Below are 26,268 nucleotides of genomic sequence, written 5' to 3' on the forward strand. Positions count from 1 at the left end.
TTGGTTGAAGAAGTTTCGCCGGTTTTCAACGAGATATGAAAAGCTAGCCAAGAGTTTTGCAGCCTTTATCAAACTGGCTTTCTGCCTTCGCTACTTGCGCGAGTTATGTGTGGACAGAAAACCAGCATTTTGAGAACACAGCCTAGGCTGCGACCCGGATGTGACAAAGGCGACCCCGGGGTCGCCTTTATTCATCCTGTGTATGGATATTATTTCGCCACGCACCCGCTGAATAATGCCGGGTCCTGGCCCGGCAATCGGCCAGGCCAGGGGCTCAGAGGGGCTTGATGTAGCTGTAGAACTCGTTGTCCCGCTGGTAGCCGTGCCCTTCGTAGAGGGCCTGAGCCTGCCGGTTGTCGGTGGCGGTGCTCAGCATCAGGAAGGCGGCGCCCGTCTCCTGGCCGTGGCGATCGGCCCGCGCCAGCAGCGCCTGGGCCACCCCCTGCTGGCGGGCCGCCGGCGCCACGAACAGATCGTACAGCAGCCAGATGGGCTTCAGGGCGAGGGAGCAGAACAGGGGATAGAGGTGGGCAAATCCCAGCACCTCTCCCGCCTCGCTCTGGGCCACGAAGAGCACCGACTCCCCGGCGGTGCAGCGCTCCAGCAGGAAGGCTTCGGCGGCCTCGGGCCGGGCAGGCAGCCGGTAGAACGCCCGGTATTCCACGAACAGGGGGGTGACCCGGGGAATGTCCCCGGGGGTGGCCTGGAAGATCCTCATGGGGCGTTCCCCGCCGGATCCTGGCTGACCCAGATCAGCCGGTCGGTGGCAAAGCCGAGCCCCCGGGCTCGCTCGACCAGGGCCTCTACCTTCTCTTTGGGGGGATGGGGCGTGCGGGAGAGGATCCAGAGGTACTGGAGGTTGTAACTGCTCACCAGAGAGAGGTCATAGTCCGTCGCCAGTACGTTGTAGCTGCCGTAGAAGGGGCCGAAGAAGCTCACCTTGAGGCGCCCCTCGTCGCTGTCGCCCACGAAGTAGGCGCGCCCCTCGGCCTCGCGCCATTCCCCCTGTTCGTCCTGCCCCCGGTTGATCACCCTGACACCGCCGTCATCCCGCAGGCTGTAGGTGGCGGTGACCCGGTTCAGGCCGCGCTCGAAACCGTGATCGAGGCGGGCCACCTCGTACCAGGTGCCCAGGTAGCGGTCGAGCTGGAAGGGCTTGACCACCTGGTGCCCCGGCGGAATGCCGGTGCAGGCGGTGGCCAGCAGGGTCAGAACGAGCAGGATCAGTGTGCGCATGTCATCCCTCCACGATACGCAGTTGTCCCGAGCGGAAGCGTGCCGCGTGTTCGCTCGGGGTGTTGCCAAAGAAGCGTTTGTATTCGCGGCTGAACTGGGAGCAGCTCTCGTAGCCTACCTTGTCCGCCGCCACCCCGGCCTTGAGGCCGTCGTGCAGCATCATCAGCCGCGCCCGGTGCAGGCGCAGGGTCTTGATGTACTGCAGGGGCGAGGTGGCGGTGGCCGCCTTGAAGTGGTGGTGGAAGGCCGAGATGCTCATGTTTGCCTCCCGGGCCAGCTCCTCCACCGTCAGGTTCTCGGTAAAGCGCTGCTCCATGATACGCAGCACCCGGGCTATCTGGCTCACCTGGCTGTGACGGCTGGCCATGGCCAGCAGGGCGGGGGCCCCCCCTTCGTGCAGGGCGTGGAACAGGATCTCGCGAACGGTCTGGGGCCCCAGCACCCGGGCGTGGAGCGGTTTGTCCATCACGTCGATGAGGCGCTCCACCGCGCAGAGCATGGTCTCGGAGAGGGGCACTGAGACCACGCCGCGACCCTGCTCCGCCGGGGCGGGGGCCGCGTCCCCCATCTCCAGCAGCAGGGCCTGCAGCGCCGCCACGTCGATCTCCACCGAGAGCCCCACCAGGGGGGATTCGGGGGAGGCGAAGCACTCGCACTCGCAGGGCAGCGGCAGGGTCATCATCAGGTAGTGCTCGGGGTCGTAGCGGAAGGTGAAGTCCGAGAGATAGCCCACCTTGTGCCCCTGCAGGATGATGATCATGCGCGGGCGGTAGAGCACCGGGATGCGGTCGTGATGCTCCGTGGTGTAGATGAGGTGCACGCCGGGCACGGGGGCGGCGGTGATCCCCGGGTGGGGGGCCAGGGCGGCGAGTCGGCTGGCGAGGGCGGACTGGTGGGTCGCCGCGATGGGCTGATTTGTACTCATTTATCTAGGCTCAGTAGAAATAGGCAAGAAATCGGCAGAAAGTTCCCTTGATGGTAGGTGGTTATAAGAGAAAAATGCAACCCATACCTTACCGACTACGACCACCCCGGGAGATCCCATGAACAACTTCATCCTGCACACCCCCACCAAGGTGCTGTTCGGCAAGGGCCAGGTGGCCCAGCTGCGCGGCCAGATCCCCAGCGACGCCCGTATCCTCGTCACCTACGGCGGTGGCAGCGTGGTGCGCAGCGGCCTGCTGGACCAGATCCGCAGCGAGCTGGCCGGCCTGACCCTGTTTGAATTTGGCGGCATCGAGCCCAACCCCACCTACGAGACCCTGATGGGTGCCGTCGAACTGGCCCGCGCCGAGAAGATCGACTTCCTGCTGGCAGTGGGTGGCGGCTCCGTGCTGGACGGCTCCAAGTTCATCGCCGCGGCCGCTCACTACGATCCGGCCAGGGATCCCTGGCACATCCTCGAGACCGTCGGGGGCGAGGTGGCCTCCGCCATTCCTCTGGGCAGCGTGCTGACCCTGCCGGCCACCGGTTCCGAGATGAACATGGGCGCCGTCATCACCCGCAAGAGCACTGGGGACAAGCAGCACTTCTTCTCGCCCTTCGTGATGCCGCGCTTCGCCGTGCTCGACCCCGTGCTCACCTACACCCTGCCCGCCCGTCAGGTGGCCAATGGGGTAGTGGATGCCTTCATCCACACCCTGGAGCAGTACCTCACCTACCCGGTGGATGCCAAGGTGCAGGATCGCTTCGCAGAAGGGCTGCTGCTGACCCTGGCGGAAGAGGGGCCCAAGGCGCTGGTGGAGCCGGAAAACTACGACGTGCGTGCCAACATCATGTGGAGCGCCACCCTGGCGCTGAACGGCCTGATCGGAGCCGGTGTGCCCCAGGACTGGGCCACCCACATGCTGGGTCATGAGATCACCGCCCTGCACGGTCTGGACCACGCCCAGACCCTGGCGGTGGTGCTGCCCGCCCTGCTGCAGGCCAAGCGCGAGCAGAAGCGCGCCAAGCTGCTGCAATACGCCGAGCGGGTCTGGGATCTGCGCAGCGGCAGTGACGAGGCGCGTATCGACGGTGCCATCGCCGCCACCCGCGACTTCTTCGAGCGGATGGGGATCAAGACCCGGCTGCGGGATTACGTGGCCGACGCCCGGATCGACGCCCTGCTGGCCAAGCTCGAAGAGCACGGCATGACCGCCCTGGGTGAGCACGGCGACATCGACCTGGCCCAGAGCCGGCATATTTATGAGGCGGCCTGGTAAGCAGAGCACGCCTGAACCGGGCCCAAGGCCCGGTTGCACCAGGGGGCCCGAGCCCGCCAGCAGGCGGGGACGCGGCCCCCTGATCGTTGCAAAATGGTTACTTTTTCCCTTTTCATCTCATCAGATGAGCCAACGGCAGATTTCGTAAGAACAAAAAACGCTAAGGTAGAGGCCGGGTTAAACATTTTTTTTGACTGGTTGGATCACTTTTTTTAGCGCTTTTTGCTGGTATAAGCCCCTAATTTGGTTTGTTTTTTTTAATCATGGTCCGGGATGGGCTGAATTCTGTACCCGCCCGCCCGGGGCCGTGGTTGTAATAAAACTCCAAAATTTGATACTAATCACCCTCGCGCCTGAAAAGCGGGGGCCTGACCGTGACAGGAGGTCGAGGTGAAGCCTGCTGATTTTCATAACAAAGGGCCCGTGACCTGCACTTTGATCATGCCTTGTCCCCTCAGACATGAGAGACTTGGCGATGATTGTTTATTAACCATCAGGGAATAGTCATGCAGATTGGAATACCGAGAGAGAGTCTCGCCGGTGAGACCCGGGTCGCAGCGACCCCGGCCACTGTCGAGCAGCTGAAAAAGCTCGGCTTCGAGGTTGCCATCGAGGCCGGTGCCGGCCTGCGAGCCAGCTTCGATGATGCCGCCTTCGAGGCTGCCGGTGCCAGCGTGGTACCGAACGTCTGGCAAGCCGACCTTGTCTTCAAGGTCAACGCGCCGACCGAGGCCGAAATCGCACAAATTAAGGATGGTGCCACCCTGGTGAGCTTCATCTGGCCCGCCCAGAACCCCGAGCTGGTCAAGAAGCTTTCCGAGCGCAACATCAATGTGATGGCGATGGACATGGTGCCGCGGATCTCCCGTGCCCAGTCCCTCGACGCCCTCTCTTCCATGGCCAACATCGGTGGCTATCGCGCCGTCGTGGAAGCCGCGCACCAGTTCGGTCGCTTCTTCACCGGCCAGATCACCGCCGCCGGTAAAGTTCCGCCCGCCAAGGTGCTGGTCATCGGTGCCGGTGTGGCCGGTCTGGCCGCCATCGGGACCGCCGGTTCCCTCGGTGCCATCGTGCGTGCCTTCGATACCCGTCTGGAAGTGGCCGAGCAGATCGAGTCCATGGGTGGGGAATTCCTCAAGCTGGACTTCGGCGGCGAAGATGGCGCTTCCAGCGACGGTTACGCCAAGGTGATGAGCGAAGAGTTCATCAAGGCCGAGATGGAGCTGTTCGCCCAGCAGGCCAAGGAAGTGGACATCATCATCACTACCGCCCTGATCCCGGGCAAGCCGGCACCCAAGCTGATCACCAAGGAAATGGTGGACAGCATGAAGCCGGGCTCCGTCATCGTGGACATGGCGGCCCAGGCCGGCGGCAACTGCGAATACACGGTACCGGGTGAACTGCATGTCACCGACAACGGCGTCAAGGTGATCGGTTACACCGATCTGCCGGGCCGCCTGCCTGCCCAATCCTCCCAGCTCTACGGCACCAACCTGGTGAACCTGATGAAGCTGATGTGCAAGGAGAAGGACGGCAACGTCGCCATCGACTTCGAAGACGTGGTGCAGCGCAACATGACGGTGGTCCAGGCCGGTGAAGTGACCTTCCCGCCCCCCGCCATCTCCGTCTCTGCCGCCCCGCAGAAACCCGCTGCCGCCAAACCGGCCGCCAAGAAGGAAGAGGCCAAGCCCTCCAACAAGAAGTTCGTGTTCGGTGCCCTCGGCATCGCCGCCTTCGGTTGGGTGGCCGCCGTAGCGCCTGCCGCCTTCCTCTCCCACTTCACCGTCTTCATCCTGGCCTGCGTGGTCGGTTACTACGTGGTGTGGAACGTCTCTCACGCCCTGCACACGCCGCTGATGTCGGTCACCAATGCCATCTCCGGCATCATCGTGGTCGGTGCGCTGTTGCAGATTGGACAAGGGTCGACCCTGGTCACCGTGCTGGCCTTTGTCGCCGTGCTGATTGCCAGTATCAACATCTTCGGTGGCTTCACCGTCACTCAGCGCATGCTGAAGATGTTCCGTAAGGATTAAGGGGGTTTAACGTGTCTCAAGGACTGGTAACAGCATCCTATATCGTTGCCGCCGTGCTCTTCATCCTCAGTCTCGCGGGACTGTCGAAGCAAGAAACGGCCAAGCATGGCAACCTGTTCGGTATCGCGGGGATGGCCATCGCCCTGCTCGCCACCGTCTTCAACCCGGAAACCAGTGGCGTTCACTGGATCATCCTGGCCATGGCCATCGGTGGCGCCATCGGCGTGCGTCTGGCCCTCAAGGTCGAGATGACCGAGATGCCCGAGCTGGTGGCCGTGCTGCACAGCTTCGTGGGCATGGCAGCGGTGCTGGTGGGCTTCAACAGCTTCATCGATCTGCACCCCTCCGCCCCCGCTGAAGTGGTGGTCTCCGTCGGTTCCAACCTGGATGCGACCCTGGCAGCTGCCCGGGCGGCATTCGAGCAGGCGGCCAGCGTCGCCCAGGTCGAGCACCTCTCCGGCGCCATGCTGAACATCCACCTGGTGGAAGTGTTCCTGGGCGTCTTCATCGGTGCCGTGACCTTCACCGGTTCCGTGGTGGCGTTCGGCAAGCTGCGTGGCCTCATCTCTTCCAAGCCGCTGATGCTGCCGCACCGCCACAAGCTGAACCTGCTGGCCGTGGTGGTCTCCATCGCGCTGATGATCCACTTCGTCAACGCCGGTGGCTCCACCTTCGCCCTGCTGGTAATGACCCTGATCGCCTTCGCCTTCGGCTGGCACCTGGTCGCCTCCATCGGCGGTGCGGACATGCCGGTGGTGGTCTCCATGCTGAACTCCTACTCCGGTTGGGCGGCGGCGGCGGCGGGCTTCATGCTCTCCAATGACCTGCTGATCGTCACCGGTGCCCTGGTGGGTTCCTCCGGTGCCATCCTTTCCTACATCATGTGCAAGGCGATGAACCGCTCCTTCATCTCCGTGATCGCCGGTGGCTTTGGCTCCGACGGCGTGGCCTCCACCGCCGAGCAGGAGCTGGGCGAATACCGCGAGACCAACGCCGAAGACGTGGCCGACATGCTGAAGAACGCCAGCTCCGTCATCATCACCCCAGGCTACGGCATGGCGGTGGCGCAGGCCCAGTACCCGGTGGCCGAGATCACCCAGAAGCTGCGTGATCGTGGCGTCAAGGTGCGCTTCGGCATCCACCCGGTGGCCGGTCGTCTGCCTGGTCACATGAACGTGCTGCTGGCGGAAGCGAAAGTCCCCTATGACATCGTGCTGGAAATGGACGAGATCAACGATGACTTCGCCGACACCGACGTGGTGCTGGTGATCGGTGCCAACGACACCGTCAACCCGGCCGCCATGGAAGATCCGGGCAGCCCCATCGCCGGCATGCCGGTGCTGGAAGTGTGGAAGGCGCAGAACGTCATCGGCTTCAAGCGCTCCATGAACACTGGCTACGCCGGTGTCCAGAACCCGCTGTTCTTCAAGGAGAACACCCAGATGCTGTTTGGCGATGCCAAGGCCAGCGTCGAGGCCATCCTGAAGGCGCTGTAAGCGTTGACCGGATGAGACAAAAAGGGGGCTTCGGCCCCCTTTTTTTATGACCAGAGTGGATGACCGTGGCAGGGAACAGACAGACGGTGGTGCCTGCCTGTCCGGACTGACTGACGAGCCCTGGCTCAATTAAAGTTGAGCCAAAGCACCAAAAAACCACCTTAAAGGCCTCTCATGGGGCCTTTTTGTCATTTTCGTCGTGATTTTGCTCACATTTTGTGGTGTTGTCTCACCAGTCGGGCATAATGCCCGCGCAAAAAGCGGATTTGCTCAATTTTATTTGAGTCCGCTTTGATTATCCTTGCCCAACGTTGACCGGATGACCCCATGACCGAGGTAGCTCCCTTGCGCGACGCCAGCACACTGACCGATGAAGAGCGCCATCTGATTGCCAGCTTTGAGCCTGCGGTGGCGGCGCTGTCCGCCCTGTTTGGCCCGGGCTGCGAGGTGGTGCTGCACGCCTTTGACAGCCTGCACGCCTCCGTCATCAAGATTGCCAACGGCCACATCACCGGCCGCCAGGAGGGAGCGCCGGTCACCGATTTTGCGCTCGACAAGTTGCACAGTGCCGCCGGCAGCCAGTGGAGCAGCTATTTCTCCCGCACCCGGGAGGGCTCCCTGCTGAAGTCCTCGTCCATCACCATCAGCAACCGCGAGGGCAAACCCATCGGTATGCTGTGCGTGAATTTCAGTCTGGACACGCCCCTTGGCAGCCTGCTCGACACCTTTGCCCCGCCCGCAGTGCCCCCTGCCCACGGCACCGAAACCTTCGCCAGCTCGGTGGATGATCTGGTGGCGCAGGTGATCGCCAAGGTGGACAGGGATCCCGGGCTGGGCAGCAACGTTCGCAACAAGGCGATCGTGCACCGGCTCTACGACATGGGCATCTTCGAGATCAAGGATGCCGCCCAACTGGTGGCCGAACTGCTCGGTATCTCCCGCCATACCGTTTACCTGCATATCCGCAATCACAAGGCGGAACTGGCCGAACAACAATGACGAGCCCGCACGCGGGCGCCATGAACATGAGACACATCGCAATGAACGCACAATGGACCGACTTTATTACCCTGCTCAAGCGTGAAGTGGTGCCGGCCCTCGGCTGCACCGAGCCCATGTCGGTCGCCCTGGCGGCGGCCAACTGCCGCAAGCTGCTGGGCCAGGTACCGACCCGCACCCGCGTCTGGGTCAGCGGCAATCTGTTCAAGAACGGCATGGGGGTCGGGGTGCCCGGCACCGGCATGATCGGCCTGCCGGTGGCCGCCGCCGTCGGCATCACCGGTGGCAACCCGGATGCCGGGCTGGAGGTGCTCAAGAGCCTCACGCCGGATCAGGTCGAGGCGGCCAAGGGGCTGCTGCCCACCATAGAGGTGGATGTGAAGGATGTGCCCGACGTGCTCTACGCCGAGGTGCTGGCCGAAGTGGAGGGGCACAGCGCCCGGGTGGTGATCTGTACCGACCACACCCGCATCGTGCTGATGGAGAAGGATGGCGAGGTGCTGATGGTGCAGGACAGCGCCCCCGGGGTGCAGATCCAGCCAGCCAAGGCCGACAAGCCCGCCATGACCCTGAAGGAGATCGTGGCCTTCGCCCTGGAGGTGCCGCTGGCCGAGATCGACTTCATCCGCGAGGCGGCCACCATGAACCAGGCGCTGGCGGACGAAGGGCTGCAGGGCTATGGCCTGCGCATCGGCAAGATCCTCACCGACCAGGTGGAACGCAAGCTGCTTTCCGACGATCTGATGACCCTGGCCATGCGCCTGTCGTCTGCCGCCTCCGATGCGCGGATGGATGGCGCCATGCTGCCCGCCATGTCCAACTCCGGTTCCGGCAACCAGGGCATTGCCGCCACCATGCCGGTGGTCGCCGCCGCCCGCTTCCTCAAGGCCGATGACGAGCAGCTGGCCCGTGCCCTGGTGATGAGCCACCTGGTGGCCATCTACATCAAGGCTTACCAGAACAAACTCTCCGCCCTGTGTGCAGCCAGCACTGCCGCCATGGGATCGGGGGCCGCCATCACCTGGCTGCTGGGGGGCCAGTTCGAGCAGATCAGCCACTGCATCAACAACATGATTGGGGATGTTTCCGGCATCATCTGCGACGGCGCCGGCAGCGCCTGCTCCATGAAGGTCTCCACCTCAACCTCGGCGGCGGTGAAATCCTCGCTGATGGCCATCAACAATCTGCGCGTGCCCCAGAGCGAGGGGATCGTCTCGGACGATGTGGACCAGACCATCGCCAACCTGGGTCGCCTCTCCAGGGAGGGGATGCTGGATACCGACATCGAGATCATCAACATCATGCGGGCCAAGCAGCAGGGTAAGCACCAGTGACCCCGGAGTGCCGCCGTCGGCCATAAAAAAACCGGAGCCAGTGGCTCCGGTTTTTCATTGTCCGTTCGCTACTCAGCCGCGACCGAGACGGTTGTCCGGGTAGTTTTTGGCCAGCACTTCTCGGGCATGCTGGGCCAGGGTCGGCATCTTCAGGGTGTCATAGGCGTTGACCATGATCTCCAGCGCCTTCTCGGTTTCCATCGTGTCAGGATAGGTCTCGACGATCAGCTTGGCGCGGTTGGCGGCGGCGATCAGGGCGTCACGCTTGACGTAGTACTCGGCTACCCCCAGGTCATAGCGGGCAAGACGGTTCTTCAGGCCGATCATGCGGGCACGGGCATCGGCTGCATAGCTGCTGTTGGGGTAGTTCTGCAGCAGGGTCTTGAAGTCCTGGAAGGCCTGACGGGCGTAGGAGGGGTCCTTGTCATCCCGATTGATGCCGAGGAAATCCTGGAAGAAGTTGTAATCCGCCGCCATGTTGGTCAGGCCGCGCATATAGAAGACGTAATCGATGTTCTTGTGCGCCGGGTTCAGGCGGATGAAACGGTCGATGTTGGCGATCGCCTGGGCGGTATCATCCTGCTTGTAGTAGGCATAGATGAGATCGAGCTGAACCTGGTTGGAGTAGGCACCGAACGGGTAACGAGAGTCCAGCGCTTCCAGCAGTTCGATGGCATTGAGGTAGTTGCCGGTATCCAGTTTGATGCGGGCTTTCTGGTACAGAACTTCCGGCGGTTCGTCGGGAACCTTGGGTTTGGTGCTGGAACAGCCAGTGATCAGGGTAGCGACCAAGGCGAGCGACATCAGCAGGTGAGACTTCTTTCCCATCAACAACATCCGGTCCATTTCCACGAAATTGGCAAAGTATCCGTTATGCTTGGCTAAAAGAAAAGCTAGAATACCCGGATTATTTCGAATTGATACCCCCGCTCAAGAGACCATACATGAGCCAGCATATTGAACTGACAGGCGAATTTCAGGATCACCAATTCGGGCAACGACTCGACCAGGCCCTGGCCGAATTGTTTCCCGACTACTCCCGGACCCGCATCAAGGAGTGGATTTTACAGGACAGAGTGACCCTGGACGGTCAGGTTGCCAATACCCCGCGCGAGAAAGTGGTGGCCGGGCAGCAGGTACATGTGAATGTGGAACTGGCAGACGACACCCGCTGGGATGCCCAGAACATCGAGCTGAACATCGTCTATGAAGATGAACACATCCTGGTGATCGACAAGCCGGCCGGCCTGGTGGTTCATCCGGGCGCCGGTACGCCGGACGGCACCGTGCTCAACGCCCTGCTGCACCGCTACCCCGGCATCGCCGAGGTCCCCCGCGCCGGTATCGTGCACCGTCTGGACAAAGACACCACGGGGCTGATGGTGGTGGCCAAGACCATTCCCGCCCAGACCCACCTGGTGGAAGCCCTGCAGGCACGCCAGATCACCCGTGAGTACGAGGCGATTGCCATCGGTCACATGACCGCCGGCGGCACCGTCGATGCCCCCATCGGTCGTCACCCGACCCAGCGTACCCACATGGCCGTAGTGCCCAACGGGCGCGAGTCCGTCACCCACTACCGGGTGCACGAGAAGTTCCGTGGTCACACCCGTCTGCGGTTGCGGCTGGAGACCGGCCGTACGCACCAGATCCGTGTCCACATGGCCCACATCAAGCATCCGCTGGTGGGGGATCCCGCCTACGGCGGTCGTCTGCGTCTGCTGCGCAACGCCACCCCCGAACTGACCGAGGCCCTGCGAGGTTTCCACCGTCAGGCGCTGCACGCCACCATGCTGAAGCTGGCGCACCCCATCACGGGTGAAGTGATGGAGTGGCACTCCCCCACGCCGCAGGACATGGTGGCGCTGATGGAAGTGCTGCGGGCGGATACCCTGGCCAATCCGGACGATCTGGTCTGGAACTGATCCCGGGGGCGGCCTTGCGACGATTCCTGCCGTAACCTGCCCTCCATGATCTGATGCGGGGCCCCTTGACTGGTTGCAGCCAAGGGGCCCCGTTTTCATATGAACGAAAGGAGCCACAGATGAACTGGATCGCACCCGACTGGCCCGCACCGGGCAATGTCAGGGCTCTCTCGACCACCCGGGACGGCGGCATCAGCGAAGGGGTCTTTGCTGGTCTGAACCTCGGGGCCCATGTGGGCGATGCACCGGCCAGGGTCGAGGCCAACCGCGCCCGACTGCAGCAGGTGGCGGGGATCCCCGGCACTCTCAACTGGCTCAACCAGGTACATGGCATCGCCGTCCATCCGGTGAGCGACCGTTATGAGCGCGTACCGGATGCCGATGCCGCCTGTGCCCGTGAGGCGGGGCAGGCCTGCATCGTGATGACTGCCGACTGCCTGCCGGTGCTGTTCTGCGATCGGGCAGGCACCGTAGTGGCGGCGGCCCATGCCGGCTGGCGCGGACTGCAGGGGGGCGTATTGGAGGCAAGCATCGCCGCCATGGGCTGCGAGCCTGGCGAGATCCTGGCCTGGCTGGGCCCGGCCATCGGTCCCGCTGCGTTCGAAGTGGGTGGCGAGGTGCGTGAGGCCTTCATGGCGGAGCAGGCGGAAGCGGCGGCTGCGTTCGTGCCATCCCTCAACGAAGGGAAATGGCTGGCGGATATCTACCAGCTGGCCCGACTGCGCCTCGCCCGCGCCGGCGTCACCGCCATCTATGGCGGCGAATACTGCACCTTCAGCGACAGCGAGCGCTTCTACTCCTATCGCCGCGACGGGCAGACGGGTCGCATGGCCTCCCTTGTGTGGCTGGAAAAATAGCCGAAGAGGCGCTCGCGAGTGGCCGCAAGCGCCTCTTCACTCCCTGGTGATGGCCCTTTGGCGGCCATGTCTTGCTGCCGAGCAGGCTCAGGGTGCAGGCTGCCATTGCGAGGTCGTTTTCCCTCGGTCACCGCTATTGAGGAAAAAATAAACAGCCACCCCTTGAAATTGCCCTTCAAGACCACATCTTCCTTGTCAGAAAGCGATGTTGTTGCCGCGCATGCGGCGTCTGTCTTGAAGGGGGAGTGCAATGCGCCTCGATCGCCTGACCAGCAAATTCCAGATTGCCATTTCCGATGCCCAGTCTCTTGCACTGGGTCGTGACCACCAATTCATCGAACCCGTCCATCTGATGAGCGCCTTGCTCAATCAGGACGGCGGATCCATTCGCCCGCTGCTCACCCTGACCGGGCTCGACATCAATACCCTGCGCTCGCGCCTCGGCGAGGAGCTGGATCGCCTGCCCCGCGTCAGCGGGGTGGAAGGGGACGTACAGCTCTCCAACGGCCTCGGGCGACTGCTCAACGTCTGCGACAAGCTGGCCCAGCAGCGCAAGGATCAGTTCATCTCGTCCGAGCTGTTCGTGCTGGCGGCCCTGGACGAGAAGGGGACGCTGGGCGAGCTGCTGCGTGCCCAGGGGCTGACCAAGGAAAAACTCGAGGCAGCCATCGACAAGGTCCGTGGCGGCAAGAAGGTGGAGGATGCCAACGCCGAGGAGAATCGCCAGGCGCTGGAGAAGTACACCATCGATCTCACCGAGCGGGCCGAACTCGGCAAGCTCGACCCGGTGATCGGCCGGGATGACGAAATTCGCCGCACCATCCAGGTGCTGCAACGCCGCACCAAGAACAACCCGGTCCTGATCGGTGCCCCCGGCGTCGGCAAGACCGCCATCGTCGAGGGTCTGGCCCAGCGCATCATCAATGGCGAAGTGCCGGAAGGGCTCAAGAACAAGCGGGTGCTGTCGCTCGACATGGGGGCCCTGGTGGCCGGAGCCAAGTATCGCGGCGAGTTCGAGGAGCGGCTCAAGGCGGTTCTGAACGATCTGGCCAAGGAGGAGGGCAACGTCATCCTCTTCGTGGACGAGCTGCACACCATGGTCGGCGCCGGCAAGGGCGAGGGTGCCATGGATGCGGGCAACATGCTCAAGCCCGCCCTGGCCCGCGGCGAGCTGCACTGCGTCGGGGCCACCACCCTCGATGAGTACAGGCAGTACGTGGAGAAGGATGCCGCCCTGGAGCGCCGTTTCCAGAAGGTGCTGGTGGAGGAGCCCTCGGTGGAGGACACCATCGCCATCCTGCGTGGCCTGAAGGAGCGCTACGAGCTGCACCACCATGTGCAGATCACCGACCCCGCCATCGTCGCGGCGGCCCAGCTATCCCACCGCTACATCGCGGATCGCCAGCTGCCTGACAAGGCCATCGACCTCATCGACGAGGCGGCGGCCAGCATCCGGCTCCAGATCGACTCCAAGCCGGAATCCCTGGACCGGCTCGAGCGGCGCATCATCCAGCTCAAGCTGGAGCAGCAGGCGCTGATGAAGGAGGACGATGACGCCAGCCGCAAGCGCCTCGATCTGCTCAATCAGGAACTGACGGAAAAAGAGCGGGAATACAACGAGCTGGAAGAGGTGTGGAAGGCCGAGAAGGCTGCCCTCGCCGGGACCCAGCACATCAAGGCGGCACTGGAGCAGGCCCGTCAGGATCTCGAGGTGGCGCGCCGCGCAGGGGACTTGGGCCGCATGTCCGAGCTGCAGTACGGCCGCATCCCGGAGCTGGAGAAACAGCTGGATCTCGCCACCCAGGCCGAGATGCAGGAGACCAGCCTGCTGCGCAACCGGGTCACCGACGTGGAGATCGCCGACGTCCTGGCCCGCTGGACCGGCATTCCGGTGGCCCGCATGCTGGAAGGGGAACGGGAGAAGTTGCTGCGGATGGAGGATCAGCTGCACAGCCGGGTGATCGGCCAGGAAGAGGCGGTGGACGCCGTCTCCAACGCCATTCGCCGCTCTCGTGCCGGGCTGTCCGACCCGAACCGCCCCATCGGCTCCTTCCTCTTCCTCGGCCCCACCGGGGTGGGCAAGACCGAGCTGTGCAAGGCGCTGGCGGAGTTCCTGTTCGATACCCAGGACGCCATGGTGCGGATCGACATGTCCGAGTTCATGGAGAAACACAGCGTGGCCCGTCTGGTGGGGGCGCCTCCGGGATACGTGGGTTACGAGGAAGGGGGGTATCTCACCGAGGCGGTGCGCCGTCGCCCCTACTCGGTGATCCTACTGGACGAGGTGGAGAAGGCCCACCCGGACGTGTTCAACATCCTGTTGCAGGTGCTGGACGATGGCCGCCTGACCGACGGTCAGGGGCGTACCGTGGACTTCCGCAACACCGTGGTGATCATGACCTCCAACCTCGGGTCTGATCTCATCCAGGAGCACCACTCCGAGAAGGATTACGACGAGATGAAGGCCATGCTGATGGAGGTGCTGACCCGCAGCTTCCGGCCGGAGTTCATCAACCGGATCGACGAGACCGTGGTGTTCCACCCGCTCGGTGAGGAGCACATCAAGTCCATCGCCCGCATCCAGCTCAAGAGCCTGATGAGCCGTCTGGAGTCCCAGGGCTTCGAGGTGGAGGTGAGCGAGGAGCTGCTGACCAAGCTGGTCCACGCCGGGTTCGATCCCGTCTACGGGGCGCGCCCCCTCAAGCGGGCGATCCAGCAGAAGGTGGAGAACCCGCTGGCCCAGGCCCTGCTCAGCGGTCGGGTCATCCCGGGCAAGACACTGCGGCTGGGGGCCGACAGCAACGGCCTCACCATGACCCAGTAATGGGATTGTCGATGAAAAACGCAGGCCTCGTGCCTGCGTTTTGTTTTCAGGGTGATTGAGATGCTGACGTTTTCCGTTTTGGTGGATGATGATGTTCATCTACCCGGCTGCTTGCCTGAAAAGGGACTGTCGTTACTGTTGGAGTGCGATGGACTCAAGGTGCTGTTCGACAGCGGCCGTGGCCGGGCGCTGTGCCACAACGCCGTCGTGATGGGGATCGATCTCGCCTCTCTCACCCATGTGGTGCTCTCTCACGGTCATTACGACCATGTAGGAGGCATCGGCTCCCTGCCCGTCTATTCCGATCCCATTCCATTGATCGCTTGTCCGGATGTGTTCAATGAGCGGGGCTACTTCCTGCCGTTGCTGCCCCGACGCTACAACCTCTACCGCCTCTCGGGCGACCTGGATCCGCGACAACTGGCGACGAGAGGGCTGCTCCCTCACTGTTCAGCTGAGCCGGTCTGGCTGTCCGAGCGGCTGGTGTTCCTGGGATCCATACTGCGACGGGAGCAGGCCAAACCCTCCTTGCTTGGTTACATGGTGCGGGGCGGGCGAGTGGAGAAAGACCTTATCAGCGATGATTCGGCGCTGGTCTACAAGAGCGAGCAGGGTCTGATAGTCTTCATCGGCTGTGGTCACGCCGGGGCCGAGAACATCATCGCGCGGGCCAAGGAGGTGTGTGGCGATGAGCGGATCCACGCCGTCATCGGCGGCCTGCATCTGAAGTTTTCCGGCCCGCAGCGGGCGGTGGCGCTCGGCACTTATCTGCAGGAGGAGGCGGTAGAGAAGCTGTTTGCCTGCCACTGCACCGGCAGCAGAAAGGCGGGGTTGCCGCGCCAGCACCAGATCGGGGCGGGTTTTGAGCACAGTTTTTCGGCGTAAAAAAAACGGCAATCCGAAGATTGCCGGGAGGAATGTATTCGATGCGATCTGACGTGGGTTGAGCGGATCGCAGGGGCAAGCCCCAGGGTCGGCAGGCACAGTCAGCGACCATGCCCGCCTTACAGTCAGTCGGGATACGCTCTCCACCCCGGCTGACCAGCTTCGCTATCGCGTCTGTCCCGCGCCGTGTTGCCGCGATAGGAGGACAGATGCAATCAAATCAATTCGTTACAGCATGCCTGGGATGGCAGCCTTCATTTCAGATGGCCAGACGCCGACCTGGACCTGACCGATGTGCTCTTTTTGCAGCAGCAGCATGGCCAGACGGGATTGGCCGATGCCGCCGCCGATGGTTTGCGGCATGCGTGCTGCCAGCAGATCCTGATGCCAGTCATATTGCAGGCGATCCTCGTCCCCGGTGATGGCGAGCTGGCGGCGCAGCGCCTCTGCGTCCACCCGGATCCCCATGGAGGAGATCTCGAAGCTGTCTTCCAGCACCGGGTTCCACACCAGGATGTCACCGTTCAGACCCGCCAGCCCCAGCTCGCTCTCGCTGCTCCAGTCGTCGTAGTCCGGGGCTCGCACGTCGTGGCGTTCGCCGTGGGAGAGGGCGCCACCGATACCGATGAGGAAGACCGCTCCCAGCTCTTTGGCGATGGCGCGCTCGCGTCCCTTGGCATCGAGGTCCGGGTAGCGGGTCAGCAGCTCTTCACTGTGCAGGAACTGGATATCCGCCGGCAGGAAGGGGGTCAGGTCGTGCTCGGCACAGACCGCGCGCTCGGTGGCCTTGATGGCGGCCCAGATGCTGCGCACCGTCTCCTGCAGATAGGCCAGATCCCGGCGCTCGCCCGGCATCACCTTCTCCCAGTCCCACTGGTCGACGTAGACGGAGTGAATGGGGCTGAGACGATCCTCGTCCGGACGCAGTGCCTTCATGTGGGTGTAGATGCCTTCACCCGGGCCGAAACCGAAGCGACCCAGGGTCTGGCGCTTCCACTTGGCCAGGGAGTGGACCACCTCATAGCTGTGCTCCGGCAGGGTTTTCACCTTGACCTGCACTGCATGCTCGCAGCCGGAGAGGTTGTCCTGGGTGCCGTCACCGACCCGGCTCAGAATGGGGGCTTGTACCTCCATCAGGCCGAGTTGCAGTGCGAGTTGGCGGGAGAACATCTCTTTGACGAAGCTGATCTGCTGTTGGCTGCGGATGTAGTGCTGTTTCATGCTGAATTACCTGTCGTGAATCCGTTGAATGCGGTGATTCTTCAACAGAATGCCAACTAAATTCAATATTCGATAATTGAAATAGGCTTTGTGTGTTTTTTTCTTCAAAATAAGCCATCAATTAATGATGAATCATTAAAAGGAGTGCAAAAAAGTGTCAGAAAATTATCGGATCGATAATCTCGATCAGGCCATCCTCACCGCCCTGATGGAGAATGCGCGCCTGCCTTACGCCGAGCTGGCCAAACAACTGCTGGTGAGCCCGGGCACCATCCACGTGCGGGTAGAGAAGATGAAGCAGGCGGGCATCATCGAGGGAACGCGGGTGCAGGTGAACCCCAAGAAGCTGGGCTACGACGTCTGCTGCTTCATCGGGATCAACCTCAAGAGCGCCAAGGATTACCCGTCGGCCCTGGCCAAACTGCAGGCGCTGGACGAGGTGGTGGAGGCCTACTACACCACGGGCCACTACAGCATCTTCATGAAGGTGATGACCCGCTCCATCGACGAGTTGCAGACGGTACTGATCCACAAGATCCAGACCATCGACGAGATCCAGTCCACCGAGACGCTGATTTCGCTGCAAAACCCGATCCTGCGGGATGTGAAGCCCTGAGTCGGGTGGTCTGAGGGGGGCGTAGAGATCCCTCTCCCGTGCGAGACCCTGTTCGCGCAGCAGAATTCGACCCTGCGGGTGATGACACCCTGAACGGTGGATCAGGGTTCGATATAGGGGATGCCGTATTTGTCGTAGAGGGCCTTGAGCCGGCCGTCCCGCTTCATGTGCAGCAGTTCGGCATCATAGGCGGCCATCAGGGCCGGGGTGTCGGCATCGGCCCGGGAACGGGTCCAGGCATTGAAGTAGGGGCTGGTCTTGAGGGGTTTTGGCAGGTAGTCGAGCTTGCCTTCCAGTCCCTCCTCTCTTATCTGGGTGAAGGCGGTGACCAGGGACATGGGCACCACGTCGATACGACCGGCAATGAGTTTTCGCAGTTGCAGCTGGTTGATGGGGATCTCCTGGAAGTGATAGCTCGGGTCTGTCATGGCTGCCGCGAGCTCGGGGGTATAGGAGAAATCCCGGGTGACACCGATACGCCAGGGTTTGAGATCCGTCAGATGGTCATAGTGGATCAGGCCTGCGGACTCCTTGCGTATGAAGAAGTGCCAGCTATGGAGCATATGGGCCTGTTTGGGGTAGAGCAGATAGGCCTCCCGCTCCGGTTTGTAGGAGTGGGCCAGCAGCAGATCATAGAAGCCGCTTTCGGCATTGCGGGTGAGCCTGGCTCCCGAATCGATGAGCTCAATCCTGATGGGGGTATGGAGCGTGCCGAAGATGGCGGTGACGAGATCCACATCCAGCCCGCGAGGGTGTCCTTGTGCATCCAGCCACTTGAGAGGGGGCTCCTGGATGCCACCAATGACCAACTCCCTAGCTGACAGCCAGCAGGGCAGCAGAAAGCAGAATACGAGCAAGCGTCGCATGTTACATTTCCTGAGCATTGGGGACGGGGTCGCATCCGGCAGGGACTGTGACCGATACCTATCTAACTAGAGACGACCACGGATGGCAAACCCTGAAATGGGGAGGGGACAAACGAACGGTGCCGGTGGGAGGAGGGCGGCGCTGCCTCGACAGGCCGCCCCGTGGCAGAGTCGGGCGGGGTGGACCAGCCACTCGCCGGCTGTGGACGGGAGGGTGGCCGGCATGAAACGTGTGCGAGGTTGCCTGCCTCAGGTTGCCTGACACTGTTTCATCTGGGTGTTGAGGGCCTGCATCACCTGACGACGGCTGATGATGCCTGTCACCTTGCCTCCCTCCATCACTGGATAGACCTTGGGTCTGGCCCCGGCCATCTGGCGGGCGAGATCCACGATGTTGTCATCAGGAGAGACGAACAGCGGGGTCCGGCTCATCAGATCTTCGACCAGAGTACGGGTGTCGCAGTGATAGCTGCCCGTGAGCAGGGCGGGAATGCAATCCTGCTCGGAGAGAAATCCGACGAGGTGCTGATGGTCATCCAGTACCGGCAGGCCCCCCAGGTTTGCCCGATGGAGTCTGTCCAGCGCCTCGGCCAGACCGAGGCTGGGGTGCAGTGAGTGGGTCAATGGCTGCATATGATCGCGAATTTGTAGCATGATGGTGGCTCCATGGGGGTCGATGGGGCCACTATGCCCGGTGGCCGTGACAGGGGGCCAATGGGTTTTGCCTCGGACATCGATAGGTCATGGCCGATGAATGGGTCCTCCGTGCGATCCAGCATGGATCGGGGAGGGCGACAACCACAAGGAGAGGGTATGCGTGCATTGGTAACGGGCTGTGGCCGTCGCCTGGGATTCTATCTGTGCGAGCAGCTGGTGGCCGCTGGCTGGCAGGTGACGGGCAGCTATCGCAGCGAACGGCCCGAGCTGGATCGTCTGCGAGACGTGGGCGTCGAGCTGGTAAAGGCGGACTTCACCCGGGAAGAGGAGGTGGGCGCCGTGGTGACGGCGCTGGCGGCCCATGAGGATCTTGCCCTGATCATCCACAATGCCTCCGCCTTCGAGCCCCAGGCGGCGGATCCTGCGGTGCAGCTGGCCCAGTTTGATCAGTTCTACCGGGTACACATGGCGACTCCCTTCCAGCTCAACCGGGCGCTGGCCCCCGCCCTTGCTCGCCAGCCCAACGGGGGCATCATCCACATCACCGATATCTACATCCATGCCCCGGCGCCCCAGTTTGCCGCCTACGTGGCCACCAAGGCGGGAGCCCATTCCCTGGCCATGAGCTTTGCCCGCGAACTGGCACCCGCCGTGCGGGTCAACACCATAGAGCCTGGCCCCATCCTGTTTCTCGACGAGCACGGGGATGACTGGCGCCAGCAGGTGCTGGCGAAGACGCCGCTGGCGCGGGAAGGGGGTCTGGAGCCCATCTGGCAGGCGGTACAGATGCTGATGAAGAACGACTACATGACCGGGGCCAGCATCCGGGTGGACGGGGGGCGCGCCCTCGCCGTCATCTAGGGCAAGGCGGGCCGCCATGACATGAGGCGCCTTTGGGCGCCTCATGCGTGTGAATGGCTCAAGGGTGCCGGATGGCGGCGTGCCGGGAAGGGGGGCCGGGGTGGCCGTTGCCGGGAAGCAGGGCCTCGTCTTGCTGGCAGAGATGGATGGGGGCCTGGCCGATGCGCTGCTTCGCAAACACCTTGCTGCCCGGCAGGCCGAGGGTCACCTTGCCGGAGTCCACACTGCCGCCCTGATACATCTCCGCCAGCAGATCCCCCAGGTAGGCATCCACCCCGGCCTCGGCGAAGTCATCCCGTTCGCCGCAGGCCAGTATGTCGATGTCCAGTGGCCTGTCCGCCACCTTGCACAGGGGGTTGCTGCGATCCCGGCCATGGGCCAGCTCCATGGTGACAAACTCGGCCTTGAGCTGGGCGGGAGAGAGGTCGCTCTGGACGACGAACAGGCAGTTGAGGAAGTCGTGGCGCGAATGCATGCCCACAGGCTTGGTCTGGATGACGGAACTCAGGTGAAGGCGACCAAAGCGGGCCAGCAATTCGGCGACGGCCTGACTGACGTGCAGGGCGGGGTCGAGATTGGATCCAATGCTACAGAGGTAAAACATGCTTTCCATTCCTTGGGTTGGGCTCGTCTGAAATATATACGCAGCTCACGGTTATGGGATTCACTATGAATTAACATGTCGTTATCTGTTGTGATCCAACGCTGATTGGCAGAAAGGAGGTTTGCATGAGCGTAGAAATGAAATGGGCACTGTTGACCGCGTCAGGGGCCCTTGCCATGATCATTGTCATCTGTGTGGCGTCCGTCGGCCTGGCGTGAATCCGGCCTCGGTGAGCAATCAAACCGGCTTTATGGCCGGTTTTGCTTTTTGGGGCAGTGCGGATATGCTGGCTCCCCCATGACGAATCGAGACCGCAGAAGATGACCAAGGTTCGGCCCCGCTCCCTGCTCCAGGTAGTACTGATGGGCTTCGTGCTGGTGCTGATGCCCCTGGGGGGCATGATCTGGCACGACAGTCAGGCTCTCTCCCACCTGGGCCAGCTCACCAGCGACGAGATGGAACGTGCGGTGCGGGACACTCGCCGGGCGACGCTGCTCTCCACCCAGGCCATCGATCTGGAGCGCACCCTGCGCCGCTATGCGGTCCTGGGTGATGACCGCATCCTGGCCAGTTATCGGCAGCAGCTGGTGCGCTACCGGGAACTGCTCGCGACTCATCAGGACTCCATTCCGGATGCCGAGGTCTACGGAGATCTCGAGGCGACGCTGGTCTGGCTCGATGGCCTGCAGGATCTGCGCAAGGCCAGGCAGGAGGCGACCAGCCCCCGTTTCACCGATTTCAACGAACTGAACCAGCAACTGGAGGTGGTCACCCGCAGCCAGGTGGATGATCACGTGACCCGCATGCGGGGCGCCATCGTGGAGCTGAAACAGCAGATCTGGTGGGTCAGCGGCTTCGTGGCCGGGCTCAGCCTGCTGCTGGTGTTGCTCTTTACCTACCTCATCATCCACCCGGTACGTCAGATTGAGTCGCGGATCCTGAGTTTGGGCGCAGGCGTCGAGCCGGATCAGCGTCCGGTGGATGGCCCGGCCGAACTGGTGCTGCTGGGGGAGCGGATCAGCTGGCTGCACGACAAGCTCAAGGAGTTGGAACAGCAGAAATACCAGTTCCTGCGCCACGTATCCCACGAGCTGAAAACCCCCCTTGCCGTGCTGCGGGAGGGGGCTGATCTGCTCTCGGAGCAGCTGGTGGGGCCCCTCAACGGGGATCAGCAGGAGATCTGCCAGATGCTGGAGGAGAACAGCCGCCGTCTGCAGACCCTGATCGAGCGGCTGCTCGACTTCAATCGCCTCAGCCAGCAGGAGGTGTTCACCCTGTCCGAGGTGCCCCTGGCGCCCTTGTTGTCAGACTTGTCCGAAGAGTACCGGCTCGCGCTGGAATCCAAGCAAATCAGTGTACACTTGCCGCCCGAGCCCATCAGCCTACGGGCAGAGCCCTACCGCCTGCGACTCATCCTCGACAATCTCTTTTCCAACGCGGTCAGCTATGGCGCCAGGGGCGGACAGATCTGGATCCGCGCCGGGGCGGGAGCGGGCGGCGGCTGGCTGGAGGTGGCCAACGAAGGGCCTGTCATCCCGCCAGACGAGCGGGAGCGCATCTTCGAGCCCTTTGAACAGGGCAGCATAGTGCGCCAGGGATTGCTGAAAGGCTCCGGCATGGGCCTCTCCATTGCCCGGGAGTCTGCCATGAGTCTGGGCGGCGAGCTCAGGCTGATCGAGGATGCCCAGGCGGATGTCTGTTTCCGGCTGGATTTGAACGTGCGCCCGAGCTGACGGGCGTGGCGGCGACCCCGCAGGTGCGGGTGGCGCCTTGACACCGAATATTGAGAGGAGCGGGCAGGTGCCTGTTCCCCACCAGGATCTGAAGTGACATTCAAGATGAAACGATTTGTGATTCCCGTATTGATGATAGGCCTGCTCGCTGGCTGTTCCCTGCTGCCTTCTACCAGCCTCACCGAGCCTTCCCAGGAGGCGATCGCCAGGCGGATGGAGTTTGCCAACAAGGAGATGCAGGTGCGCCTGCAATACTTGGACTGGCTGCTGGCCAGCCATCCCCAGCAGCGGATGCAGGAGCGCCAGCGACTGGCCGGCGCCACCGACCTCGAGAGCCGGGTCAGCCTGGCCATGGTCAACACCCACCCGTCCGAATCGGTGGCCAGTCGCCGGGCCGGGCTGGATCAGCTGAAGGCTCTGTTGCCGGAGCTCGGTCTCGATGCCCAGGCCTTCCTGCGCAGCTGGATCGCCCTCGGGGAGGAGCTGCTGGTGCGAGACAGCCGCCGCGACGATCAGAGTCAGGAGGTGAAGCGTCTGCGCCAGCAGATAGAGCAGCTCTCCGCCATCGACGAGCAGCTCAACCAGCGTAAGCTCAATGGGGGAGGTCAGCCATGACAGCTCCGGACCGCGCCGCAATGACCGCGTTTTTCGCCAAGAGGGGGTGAGAGCATGAGCCGTATTCTGCTGGTGGACGATGATGCCAGCCTGCTCAAGCTGATGAGCATGCGCCTGCGCAGCCAGGGTTACGAGGTGGATACCGCCGACAGCGCCGAAGGAGCGCTGGACAGGCTGCGCCAGCAACGGGCCGACTTGGTGCTGAGCGATCTGCGCATGGGGGGCATGGACGGGCTGGCGCTGTTCGAGCGGATCCAGTCCCAGTGGCTCGGCATGCCGGTGATCATCATGACCGCCCACGGCACCATTCCCGACGCCATCCAGGCGACCCGCTCCGGGGTGTTCAGCTTCCTCACCAAGCCCATCGACAAGGACGAGCTGCTGGTCACCATAGAACATGCTCTCAGCCTGACCCGTCCGAAGCAGCAGCAGGAGTGGCAGTCCCTCATCCAGACCCGCAACCCGCAGATGGAGCAGTTGCTGATCCAGGCGAGCAGCATCGCCACCATGGACGTGCCCGTGCTGATCCTGGGCCCCTCCGGCGCCGGCAAGGGGGTGATGACCCAGGCGCTGCACCAGGCCAGCCACCGTCGCGACAAGCCGCTGCATACCATCAACTGTGCGGCTCTGCCCTGGCCCGCGCTGGACTTGCAGCTGTTCGGCGAGGATGGCCAGTCCGGCCTGTTTGCCGAGGCCAAAGGCGGCACCCTCTTCCTCGACGAGATAGGGGATCTGTCGGAGTCACTCCAGGCCAAGTTGCTCCAGGTGCTGGCGGAGTATGGTCAGGGCACCCCCGAGGTGCGGGTTATCAGCTCCAGCCATCAGGATCTGGTGACCGCCATGGAAGAGGGGCGTTTTCGCGAGGATCTCTTCTACCGCCTCAACGTGGCCAACATCACCCTGCCACCTCTGAGCGCCCGCAGCGAGGACATCCCCCTGCTGGCCCGTCAGGCGTTGGACGATTACCGCAACCGTCACCCCGATTGCGCCGCCCTCGGCTTCTCGCCGGAGGCGCTGGCCCTGCTGGCCGCCGCGGCCTGGCCGGGCAACGTACGTCAGCTCTGCGGGGTGGTGGAGCAGCTCGCGAGCCTCTGCTGCAGCCCGGTGATCGGCGCGGCCATGGTGGAGTCGGCCCTGAGTGGCGGCGGTGGCGGCATTCCCTCGTTCAACGAGGCGCGGGCCGAGTTTGAAAAGGAGTACCTGATCCGGCTGCTGCGCACCACGGAAGGCAATGTGACCCTGGCGGCCAACATGGCGGGGAGAAACCGCACCGACTTCTACAAGCTGCTGAATCGGCACGGCATCGAGGCGGCCAACTTCAAGTCGAAGGGATAGAAGGGATAAATGACAGAGGGGCGGCCCGTCGATGACGGGCCGCCCCCCTGGTTTCCGACCGAATCGGTTACCTTGTCAGCCTCAGGCCGGGTCGCTGACACCGTCGGTGGAGAGAGTCTTCTGGGAGAGCCAGAGGCCGCTCGCCTTCATCAGATAGCCAAACAGGGCGCCGATGATGAGGGAGGGCAGAATGAGCCGCCACTCGCCTGCGGCGCCGAAGGTGGCACAGCAACCGGCGAAGGTGCCGGGAATGTAGGCGAGCCACTGCTGCCTGGCCTGCACGCACATCAGGGTGGCCACCACCCCTGTCATCAGATAACCCGCCATGCCGGCCCCCCACCAGGTCTCCCCGTGGATCAGCAGGAGTGCCCACAGCATGCCGGTGGTGTTGCACAGCAGGGTCTGCAACAGCGCCTTGTAACCGCCACTCGAGGCGAAGTAGCTGGTGCAGCCGAGGAAGCCGACCCAGGAGATGAGACCGAGTGCGGCGGCCAGTCCACCCCAGACGGCGGAGAGGATCCCGGTCGTGATGGCGATGGCGAACAGTGGGCTCATGGCGTGACTCTCAGTGGTTGAATCCGGAAAAGGAGGCAGCCTACTCCGCGGTAGAGCGGCAGCAAGCGGGGGCCGGATTGTGTGTGATCCCGATCACTCTTTGCAACTCTGGAATACGCTTGCGCTCGCGAAAAAAATTCATTGGAGGCGCCGCAGACCTTGTTCCATAGTTAGAGGCCCTGTCCTGCTCATGGAGTGAGTCTGATGGTGCCAAACGTGATCGTTCCTCTGCTGGTGTTCGTAGTGCTCTTCCTGGCCGGTACCATGGCCAAGGCACTGCCCCTTTACCAACTCATGTAATTCTGTGTGAAATAAAACTCGGCCGGGGCGGGTCTTATGGTTGTCAACCTCATCGTCCCGGGAGTTTTTTCATGTTGATCAAGCGCCGTACTTCTCATCACCCCACCGAACAGGATGTCACGCCGGAAACCGTCTATCAGGATCGTCGCCGCATCCTGAAAGGGCTGGGCCTGGGCGTCGGTGCCGCCACCCTGGCGTTTCCGGTGAAGGCCAGCCTGCTGGATCTCTTCGCATCGGACAAGCCGGCCCCCGTGGCCCCCACCAGACCCCTCGACATCCGTGCCGCGACCCGGCCAGAGGGATTGATCCTCACCCCGGAGGAGAAGGCCACCACCCACAACAATTTCTACGAGCTGGGGACCGACAAGGGGGATCCGGCCCGCAACGGCCATTATCTCAAGCCCGAGCCCTGGACCCTGAAGGTGGAAGGGGAGGTGGCCAAACCCTTCACCCTGGATGTGTGGGATCTCATCAACAAGAGCACGCTGGAGGAGCGCATCTATCGGCTGCGCTGCGTGGAGGCCTGGTCCATGGTGCTGCCCTGGAGCGGCATTGCGCTGGCGGATCTGATCCGCCGTGCTGAGCCCACCAGTCGCGCCAAGTTCGTGGCCTTCGAGACGCTCTATGATCCGGAACAGCTGCCGGGGCAGGCCTCCCGTGCCCTGGGGGGCGGTATCGATTATCCCTATGTGGAGGGCTTGCGCCTCGACGAGGCCATGCACCCCCTCTCCTTCCTCGCCATGGGGCTCTATGGCAAGACCCTGCCCGCCCAGAACGGGGCTCCCATCCGGCTGGTGGTGCCCTGGAAGTACGGCTTCAAGAGCATCAAGAGCATCGTCTCCATCCGCCTGGTGGAGGAGATGCCCCCCACCACCTGGAACCTGCTGGCCCCCAACGAATATGGCTTCTACGCCAACGTCAACCCGAGCGTGGATCACCCGCGCTGGAGCCAGGCGAGCGAGCGTTTCATCGGCGAGGGGGGCATCTTCGGGGCCAAGCGCCAGCCGACCCTGATGTTCAATGGCTACGGCGACGAGGTGGCGTCCCTCTATCAGGGGATGGATCTGCGTAAATGGTATTGAGACTGACGTTCTGCCCGACTGATCTCTTGC

At 62.9% G+C, this 26,268-nt stretch carries 25 protein-coding genes and 1 pseudogene; 17 read left to right on the top strand and 9 right to left on the bottom strand.

What is annotated here, in order from left to right; genetic code table 11:
• Positions 1–133 (top strand): annotated as a pseudogene (locus J9892_RS10060) (IS5/IS1182 family transposase); the annotation flags it as partial.
• 141 nt (positions 134–274) lie between these two features.
• On the opposite strand, the gene J9892_RS10065 reads toward J9892_RS10060, so the two are convergent.
• From J9892_RS10065 to J9892_RS10075, 3 genes are read right to left on the bottom strand one after another with little or no spacing between them, the layout of a single operon-like run.
• The gene (locus J9892_RS10065; RefSeq protein WP_042015636.1) at positions 275–718 is read right to left on the bottom strand and encodes a GNAT family N-acetyltransferase; all 444 of its coding nucleotides are present in this window, start codon (positions 716–718) and stop codon (positions 275–277) included.
• On the bottom strand, positions 715–1,236 hold the full coding sequence (locus J9892_RS10070) for a lipocalin family protein (protein ID WP_039039627.1): 522 nt from the start codon (positions 1,234–1,236) through the stop codon (positions 715–717). Before J9892_RS10070 ends, J9892_RS10065 begins: the two co-directional genes overlap by 4 nt.
• 1 nt (position 1,237) lies before the next feature.
• Positions 1,238–2,161 carry an AraC family transcriptional regulator gene (locus tag J9892_RS10075; RefSeq protein WP_113978604.1) on the bottom strand — a complete coding sequence of 308 codons (924 nt, stop codon included), beginning with the start codon at positions 2,159–2,161 and terminating at the stop codon, positions 1,238–1,240.
• A 118-nt stretch (positions 2,162–2,279) separates the two neighbouring features.
• Here J9892_RS10075 and yqhD point away from each other — a divergent pair, with 118 nt between their 5' ends.
• The 5 genes from yqhD to J9892_RS10100 all read left to right on the top strand — a co-directional run bounded on the left by yqhD (position 2,280) and on the right by J9892_RS10100 (position 9,302).
• The gene (gene yqhD / locus J9892_RS10080; protein ID WP_010675997.1) at positions 2,280–3,440 is read left to right on the top strand and encodes an alcohol dehydrogenase; all 1,161 of its coding nucleotides are present in this window, start codon (positions 2,280–2,282) and stop codon (positions 3,438–3,440) included.
• A gap of 506 nt (positions 3,441–3,946) precedes the next feature.
• Positions 3,947–5,473 carry a Re/Si-specific NAD(P)(+) transhydrogenase subunit alpha gene (locus J9892_RS10085; protein WP_010675996.1) on the top strand — a complete coding sequence of 509 codons (1,527 nt, stop codon included), beginning with the start codon at positions 3,947–3,949 and terminating at the stop codon, positions 5,471–5,473.
• A gap of 11 nt (positions 5,474–5,484) precedes the next feature.
• Positions 5,485–6,969 carry a Re/Si-specific NAD(P)(+) transhydrogenase subunit beta gene (gene pntB / locus J9892_RS10090; RefSeq protein ID WP_010675995.1) on the top strand — a complete coding sequence of 495 codons (1,485 nt, stop codon included), beginning with the start codon at positions 5,485–5,487 and terminating at the stop codon, positions 6,967–6,969.
• A 327-nt stretch (positions 6,970–7,296) separates the two neighbouring features.
• Complete coding sequence (locus J9892_RS10095; protein ID WP_043153940.1) at positions 7,297–7,968, top strand: PAS domain-containing protein; 672 nt, start codon at positions 7,297–7,299, stop codon at positions 7,966–7,968.
• 26 nt (positions 7,969–7,994) lie between these two features.
• On the top strand, positions 7,995–9,302 hold the full coding sequence (locus J9892_RS10100) for an L-serine ammonia-lyase, iron-sulfur-dependent, subunit alpha (protein ID WP_041215805.1): 1,308 nt from the start codon (positions 7,995–7,997) through the stop codon (positions 9,300–9,302).
• 72 nt (positions 9,303–9,374) lie between these two features.
• On the opposite strand, the gene J9892_RS10105 is transcribed toward J9892_RS10100, so the two are convergent.
• Positions 9,375–10,130 carry an outer membrane protein assembly factor BamD gene (locus J9892_RS10105; RefSeq protein ID WP_029314864.1) on the bottom strand — a complete coding sequence of 252 codons (756 nt, stop codon included), beginning with the start codon at positions 10,128–10,130 and terminating at the stop codon, positions 9,375–9,377.
• A 116-nt stretch (positions 10,131–10,246) separates the two neighbouring features.
• Between J9892_RS10105 and rluD the strand changes: the two genes are divergently transcribed.
• The 4 genes from rluD (at position 10,247) to J9892_RS10125 (ending at position 15,793) form a co-directional block, all read left to right on the top strand.
• Complete coding sequence (gene rluD / locus J9892_RS10110) at positions 10,247–11,227, top strand: 23S rRNA pseudouridine(1911/1915/1917) synthase RluD (protein WP_010675991.1); 981 nt, start codon at positions 10,247–10,249, stop codon at positions 11,225–11,227.
• 119 nt (positions 11,228–11,346) lie between these two features.
• Entirely contained in the window at positions 11,347–12,084 is a 738-nt protein-coding gene (gene pgeF / locus J9892_RS10115; RefSeq protein WP_043153937.1) for a peptidoglycan editing factor PgeF, read from the top strand.
• Positions 12,085–12,334: 250 nt separating this feature from the next.
• On the top strand, positions 12,335–14,908 hold the full coding sequence (gene clpB / locus J9892_RS10120; protein WP_052816170.1) for an ATP-dependent chaperone ClpB: 2,574 nt from the start codon (positions 12,335–12,337) through the stop codon (positions 14,906–14,908).
• A 60-nt stretch (positions 14,909–14,968) separates the two neighbouring features.
• Positions 14,969–15,793 carry an MBL fold metallo-hydrolase gene (locus tag J9892_RS10125; RefSeq protein ID WP_103243874.1) on the top strand — a complete coding sequence of 275 codons (825 nt, stop codon included), beginning with the start codon at positions 14,969–14,971 and terminating at the stop codon, positions 15,791–15,793.
• A 228-nt stretch (positions 15,794–16,021) separates the two neighbouring features.
• Here J9892_RS10125 and asnA read toward each other — a convergent pair whose 3' ends face one another.
• On the bottom strand, positions 16,022–17,014 hold the full coding sequence (asnA, locus tag J9892_RS10130) for an aspartate--ammonia ligase (RefSeq protein ID WP_103243873.1): 993 nt from the start codon (positions 17,012–17,014) through the stop codon (positions 16,022–16,024).
• 154 nt (positions 17,015–17,168) lie between these two features.
• Here asnA and asnC point away from each other — a divergent pair, with 154 nt between their 5' ends.
• Positions 17,169–17,630 carry a transcriptional regulator AsnC gene (asnC, locus tag J9892_RS10135; RefSeq protein WP_010675986.1) on the top strand — a complete coding sequence of 154 codons (462 nt, stop codon included), beginning with the start codon at positions 17,169–17,171 and terminating at the stop codon, positions 17,628–17,630.
• Between the two features lie 101 nt (positions 17,631–17,731).
• Here asnC and J9892_RS10140 read toward each other — a convergent pair whose 3' ends face one another.
• Entirely contained in the window at positions 17,732–18,496 is a 765-nt protein-coding gene (locus J9892_RS10140) for a transporter substrate-binding domain-containing protein (protein ID WP_043153932.1), read from the bottom strand.
• A gap of 249 nt (positions 18,497–18,745) precedes the next feature.
• Positions 18,746–19,150, bottom strand: coding sequence for a CBS domain-containing protein (locus J9892_RS10145; RefSeq protein WP_043153930.1), 405 nt, complete (start codon positions 19,148–19,150; stop codon positions 18,746–18,748).
• Between the two features lie 159 nt (positions 19,151–19,309).
• Between J9892_RS10145 and J9892_RS10150 the strand changes: the two genes are divergently transcribed.
• On the top strand, positions 19,310–20,014 hold the full coding sequence (locus J9892_RS10150; protein ID WP_043153929.1) for an SDR family oxidoreductase: 705 nt from the start codon (positions 19,310–19,312) through the stop codon (positions 20,012–20,014).
• A 58-nt stretch (positions 20,015–20,072) separates the two neighbouring features.
• On the opposite strand, the gene folK is transcribed toward J9892_RS10150, so the two are convergent.
• Positions 20,073–20,618 carry a 2-amino-4-hydroxy-6-hydroxymethyldihydropteridine diphosphokinase gene (gene folK, locus J9892_RS10155; protein ID WP_043153928.1) on the bottom strand — a complete coding sequence of 182 codons (546 nt, stop codon included), beginning with the start codon at positions 20,616–20,618 and terminating at the stop codon, positions 20,073–20,075.
• Positions 20,619–20,743: 125 nt separating this feature from the next.
• Between folK and J9892_RS10160 the strand changes: the two genes are divergently transcribed.
• The 4 genes from J9892_RS10160 to J9892_RS10175 all read left to right on the top strand — a co-directional run bounded on the left by J9892_RS10160 (position 20,744) and on the right by J9892_RS10175 (position 24,301).
• Positions 20,744–20,836 (top strand): YnhF family membrane protein, encoded by a 93-nt coding sequence (locus J9892_RS10160; RefSeq protein WP_152551729.1) that lies wholly within the window; start codon positions 20,744–20,746, stop codon positions 20,834–20,836.
• A gap of 102 nt (positions 20,837–20,938) precedes the next feature.
• Positions 20,939–22,351 carry an ATP-binding protein gene (locus J9892_RS10165; protein WP_010675980.1) on the top strand — a complete coding sequence of 471 codons (1,413 nt, stop codon included), beginning with the start codon at positions 20,939–20,941 and terminating at the stop codon, positions 22,349–22,351.
• 105 nt (positions 22,352–22,456) lie between these two features.
• Positions 22,457–22,966 (top strand): hypothetical protein, encoded by a 510-nt coding sequence (locus J9892_RS10170; RefSeq protein WP_210538281.1) that lies wholly within the window; start codon positions 22,457–22,459, stop codon positions 22,964–22,966.
• Positions 22,967–23,020: 54 nt separating this feature from the next.
• Positions 23,021–24,301, top strand: a complete 1,281-nt coding sequence (locus tag J9892_RS10175) for a sigma 54-interacting transcriptional regulator (protein ID WP_010675978.1) — start codon at positions 23,021–23,023, stop codon at positions 24,299–24,301.
• A gap of 81 nt (positions 24,302–24,382) precedes the next feature.
• On the opposite strand, the gene J9892_RS10180 is transcribed toward J9892_RS10175, so the two are convergent.
• Positions 24,383–24,856, bottom strand: a complete 474-nt coding sequence (locus J9892_RS10180) for a DUF1097 domain-containing protein (protein WP_039039614.1) — start codon at positions 24,854–24,856, stop codon at positions 24,383–24,385.
• A 371-nt stretch (positions 24,857–25,227) separates the two neighbouring features.
• On the opposite strand from J9892_RS10180, the gene msrP reads away from it, so the two are divergent.
• Complete coding sequence (msrP, locus tag J9892_RS10185; RefSeq protein ID WP_210538282.1) at positions 25,228–26,238, top strand: protein-methionine-sulfoxide reductase catalytic subunit MsrP; 1,011 nt, start codon at positions 25,228–25,230, stop codon at positions 26,236–26,238.
• Positions 26,239–26,268: the final 30 nt, after the last annotated feature.

It is taken from the genome of Aeromonas sp. Prich7-2 (assembly GCF_017939255.1).
Taxonomy (GTDB): domain Bacteria; phylum Pseudomonadota; class Gammaproteobacteria; order Enterobacterales; family Aeromonadaceae; genus Aeromonas; species Aeromonas caviae.